This is a genomic window from Streptomyces sp. NPDC107500 (assembly GCF_055582785.1).
The window spans coordinates 1-5,150 of record NZ_JBVJPF010000021.1 but is presented as its reverse complement, the minus strand read 5'-3'; the positions used below and the strand labels follow the sequence as shown (position 1 = coordinate 5,150).

Sequence of the window (5,150 nt, the reverse complement as noted above, 5' to 3'; positions counted from 1 at the left end):
CCCGAGACCTGCTGCTGGAGCAGCAGCTCGACGTAGTCGGCCTCGGAGACGCCGCCCTTGGTCTGCGTGCACAGCACCGGCGTCAGCCCCTGCTGGGCGAGCGCACCGCCGATGACCTCGGCGAACGCGGGGAAGATCGGGTTCTGGAGTTCCGGCAGCACCAGCCCCACGAGCCTTGCTCTCTCGCCCCGCAGCTGGGTGGGCCGCTCGTAGCCCAGGACGTCCAACGCGCTCAGCACGGACCTCCGGGTCGCCTCGGAAACCCCCGGTTTGCCGTTGAGTACTCGGCTGACCGTGGCCTCGCTGACCCCAACCTTCTTCGCCACCTGAGCAAGTCGTCGCGTCACAAACGCAAGACTAGCGCAAGTCTCTGCAAGAGGCTTGCGCCAGTCGGTGTTCTGACCGACAAGGGCCGGTGCGGCCCGCTCGGTCTAGGGGTTGCGGTTGATCTTGAAAGTGGACGTCGTGTTCCGCACGTCCACGGCGTTGCCCTCCAGCCTCAGCCCGTTGAACGTGACCTCGCCGACCGCGGGGCCCTGCCCCGGCTCGGGCATCTCGTTGGCCCAGAGGCCGAAGCCGGACTTGGCGTCGAACGCGTCACCGCTCTTGCGCGCGCCGGTGACGGACACGTCGGTGAAGACGGTGTCCTTGATCGGGAACTGCGGCTGCCCTCCCACGTAGTTCGTCTGGAACATGATGCCGCTGTACGTCGGGTCGAGGATGTCGACGTTGTTGACCCGGATCCCCTGGAACACCTTCGACGCGGAGAACACCCAGATGCCGGGGAAGGTCTGCTGTCCCCAGAAGTGGCCGCCGGCCCGGACGATCGAGATGTTCTCGAAGGTCGTCGGATCGGTGCCGAAACCGTTCATCGGGTAGCCGAAGTCCAGCGAACTGATCGTGATGCCGGAGTAGACCAGGGTGTCCGCGATGTGGATGTTGCGGAAGGTGTTGTTGTAGCCGCCGTAGACGGCGAGACCCGCGGCACGCCAGGTCAGCGTCGTCGAGAGGTTCTCGTACAGGTTGTTCTTCATGTCCGCGCCGCCGGCGTCGATCGCCGAGAACAGCGCGAAGCTGTCGTCACCGGTCGCCCGGGCGTCGTTGTTGGACACGAGGTTGTCGGTCGAGCCGTTGGTCATGTTGACACCGTCGGCGAACATGTTGCGGATCCGGGAGTTCTTGATCGTGATCCGGTCGGTGTTGGCGCCCCAGTAGAGGCACACCATGTGCTCGTTCCAGATGTTGTCGATCACGATGTCCGAGACGTTGGAGAAGTCGAACACCTTGCCCGGACCGTCGATGCGGCTGGTGTAGTTGCCGAAGTAGGCGAAGTTCGCGAACGACGACCCCTTCGCGCTCGCCTCGGCCCGGAAGCCGACATCGGTGTTGTCCTGTGTCGTGGGCGCATGGAACTTGGTGAACCACGGACCGGCGCCCACCACCTTCACCGCCTTGCCGTACACCTGGAACTTGCTCGACGTCTGGTAGTCCCCGGCCGGCAGGTACACACCGACCAGCTTGCCGGAGGTGTCCATGCGGACCCGGTCGAGCGCGTTCTGCACGTCCTGGTGCGTGAACCCGGCCGGCACCGCGTACGCCGCCGGGTCGGGGTTGGCCACCGGGGCGACCTGCTCCAGGTTGACGAAGTCGATCGCGTAGTCCGTGTTGTTCGCGGCGTCCTTCTGCAACCGGATCCTGCTGCCCGCCGGGACGGTCTCGCCCAGCATCAGGTGCGCCTCGTCGTAGATGTGACGCGGCGCGCCCGCACCGGGGGAGTTGCCCGGCGAGGCCTCGTTGCCGTAGAGCCAGGCGTACTTCGAGGTCAGCGGCAGCGCCTTCTTCATGACGCCGTCGACGTAGACGTTGAGCGTGGAGTCGATGCCGCCGCCGCCCGGCGCGTCCGGGATGGAGAAGCGGGTCACCAGCGTGTTGGTGGCGGCCCGGGTGGTGAACTCGACGTACTCACCGGTCGCGTCGAGCTTGACCGCCTTGCGGCCGGAGGCCTCCCCGGCGATGTCGCCGATGGTCCGGTTCGGTCCGGCCACGGTGGCACCGCCGCCGGCCGTGCCGTCCTCCGCCTCGTACATGTCGTACGGCATGTTGGCGCCGCGCCCGACGAACAGCGGCTGCGTGGAGGTGTTGTTCTCCCGCTTGACCGGCAGTTCGTTGGCGTCGTCGGCCACCTTCACCTTCACCGTGTACGAGCCGTTGGCCGCCTTCCACGGACCGAGGCTCACCGCGGGACTCGTCGAACCGGCGGCGATGACACCGGAGTGCGTGCCGGTCAGCGTCTTGACGGTGGCGCCGTCGGAGTCCACCAGGGTGAGCGTCACCCCGTGGCTTCCGCCCGCCGAGTCCTGGGTGCCCTGGTTGCGCAGCGCGACCTTGAACGTGACGTCGTCTCCGGCGGCCGGGCTGGAGGGGGAGGTGGTGACGGTCGCGGCGACCAGGTCGGAACTCTGGACCGGCTTGACGACCAGCGGCTCCGGACGCGTGTAGGTGTTGTTGGTCTCGTTCTGCTCGATGATCTCGCCGGCCTCGTCGGCGACCGCGCTCAGCTCGTACGAGCCGGCGTCGCGCGCCCCGATGGAGGCGCTGACCGTGCTCTGCGCACCCGCCTGGAGCGCGCCCACGGAGGCGGTGGCGACCTTGGTGTCACCCAGCCGCAGGGCGACCTTGCCGGCCGGAGCGGCCGCGGCGCCGCTGTTGCGGACGGTGGCCGACACGGTGATCTCGTCCGACTCGACGGGCGAGGCGGGCGAGGTGGCCAGCTGCGTCACCTCCAGGTCGGGGTTGGGCGCGGCGGCTCCGATCACCTGGAACTCGGCGACCTGCCCGGCCGTCGCCCCCGTGTTGGAGGTGAACCTGAGCTGCACGTCGGCGACCCGGCCGTCGACGGGCACGGTCACGCTGTTGCCGCCGCTCGCCGGGTCGAAGACGTAGTCCTTCGCGGCCACCAGGCTGGTGAACCCGGAGGCTGCCTGTTCGCGCCCGAGCACCTGGATGTTCTGGGTGCGCCTGGACCAACTGGTGTCGGGGTTGAGCTTGACCACGACGGCACTGATGTCGGCGTTGGCGCCGAGCTTGACGGTCAGCGTGTTCGGGTAGCTGCCCGCCGCCCCCTCCCAGTAGGTCGACGTGCTGTTGTCGTTGGCGTTCTCGGCGACGTACGTGTGGATCACGGACGAGGCGCTGATGGGCTTGCCGACGGCCAGGTTCGAGCCGTCCCTGGTGCCGTTGCGGAGGACGGAGTTGCTGTCGCCCGACACGTTGCCGGCCGCGTCCCTGGCCCGCACGAAGTAGGTCACGTTCGCGGTGACGGGCTGCGTGTCGGTGTAGGTGGTGACGTCGCCCGCGACGCTCTTGCGGAGCTTGTTGTCGGCGTAGATGTCGTAGCCCGTGACGCCCTTGTTGTCGGTGGAGGCGCTCCAGGTCAGCCTCACCTGACCGGCGGCGGGCTCGGTGAGGGCCAGGTTCGACGGCGCGGTCGGCGCCTGCGTGTCCCCGCTGTCGCCGCGCCGGGTGACCGTGTTGCTGTTGCCCGACACGTTGCCGGCCGCGTCCTTGGCCCGCACGTGGTAGGTGACCGTCGCGTCGCCCGGACGGGTGTCGGTGTACGCGGTGACGTTCCCGCCGACCGAGGTCAGAAGGTCGCCGTTGGCGTAGATGTCGTACCCCGTGACCGCGGTGTCGTCCGAGGACGCGTTCCAGGTCAGCCTGATCTGGCCGGTCGCCGGCTCGGTCAGGGCGAGGTTCGCGGGGGTGGTCGGGGCCTGGGTGTCACCGCTCGCCGGGCCGTAGACCTCCAGCTCGGAGATCTGGGCGGCCGGCTGGCCGGTGTTCGCGGTCACCAGGACGCGCACGTGGCGGGCGGTCGTGGCGTCGAAGGCGACCGTCGCCGACTGGCCGCCCGCCGCGTCGAAGTTGTACGCCTTGGCGGCGGTCAGGTCGCTGAAGTCCGTGCCGTTCTCGCTCGCCTGGATCTTCAGGGTCTGGCTGCGGGCACCCCAGCCGTCCGGCAGCCGCAGCACCACGCGGTCGATCCTGCGAGAGGCGCCGAGGTCGGCCTGGATCCACTGCGGCAGCGCGTTGTTGGCACTCTCCCAGTAGGTCGCCTTGTTGCCGTCGTTGCCGTTGCCGGCCGTGTACGTACCCGTGGAACTGCTCGCCGTCAGAGTCCGGTTCGCGGCGAGGTTCGTCGACGCCTCCCCGGCCGCGTGCACCTCCAGTTCGGAGAGCTGCGCCGCCTGCCAGCCGGTGTTCGCCGTGATCTCGACCCGCACGAACCGCGTCCTGGTCGCGGGGAAGCTCACGGTGACCGTGTTGCCCGACCCCGGGTCGAAGCGGTAGGTGGCGGAACCCTTCAGGGTGCTGAAGCTCGTACCGTCGGCGCTGCCCTGGAGGGCGAGTGTCTGGTCGCGGCGCTCCCAGCCGGCGGGCAGTCTCAGGACCACCTCGTCGATCCGCTCCGTGGTGCCGAGGTCGGTCTGGACCCACTGCGGGAGGCTGCCGCCGCCGCTCTGCCAGTACGAACCCTGGTTGCCGTCGGTGATGTTGGCGGCGCCGTACTCGCCGTGCGCGCTGCTCGCCGCCGTGGCGTCCCCCACGGCGATGTTGGGCCCGCCTGCCGCCGTGGCCGACAGCAGTGGGCCGCCCAGCGCCAGGAGACTGGTCGCGACCACCGTGCACAGAGCACGTGATCTCCAGTTCCGGATTCTCATCTGTCCCCGATCTCCGCCTCGTTCCTGAATGTTCTCTGTCATTTACGTTGAGCGCTCAGAGAGTTGCAGAGAACTGTTGGGTCGTCTACAGGATGCGCGGCACGAACTCGGCGCACGGAGGACCGGAGTGGCAGCGGTGAGGTGCGGGAAAGTCCCGCGTGACGTCCCGGATCAGCGACTTTCACGGGCTCCGTCGGAGAACCGCAAGCCGCTGTCATTTCCCGCAAGGAATTTGCGGGCGGGGAGAGGGTGCGAGGTCTGAGGTCAGTCCGCTGACGGCTGTGCCGTGGAGCCGCGGACGACGAGTTCCGGTTCGAACAGCAGCTCGCCGTGCGGGACTTCGGTGCCTTGGATCTGGGCGCAGAGGAGGTCGACGGCGGCGCGTCCCATGGCTTCGATGGGTTGGCGGACGGTGGTGAGGGGTGGTTC

The 5,150-nt window shown here is 68.5% G+C and carries 3 protein-coding genes; all 3 read right to left on the bottom strand.

All coding sequences use genetic code 11. From position 1 onward, the window contains the following. Positions 1–347: LacI family DNA-binding transcriptional regulator (locus ACZ67M_RS37745; protein WP_469854361.1), on the bottom strand; the 347-nt coding region annotated here is incomplete at its 3' end. A gap of 84 nt (positions 348–431) precedes the next feature. After that, positions 432–4,721, bottom strand: a complete 4,290-nt coding sequence (locus tag ACZ67M_RS37740; protein ID WP_469854360.1) for a discoidin domain-containing protein — start codon at positions 4,719–4,721, stop codon at positions 432–434. Between the two features lie 264 nt (positions 4,722–4,985). After that, on the bottom strand, positions 4,986–5,150 hold a 165-nt coding region (locus ACZ67M_RS37735; protein ID WP_467324722.1), incomplete at its 5' end, for a substrate-binding domain-containing protein.

What these genes read in the sequence shown, in the direction of transcription:
- ACZ67M_RS37740 (WP_469854360.1), bottom strand. Translation starts at nt 4,721, where the DNA reads ATGAGAATCCGGAACTGGAGATCACGTGCTCTGTGCACGGTGGTCGCG.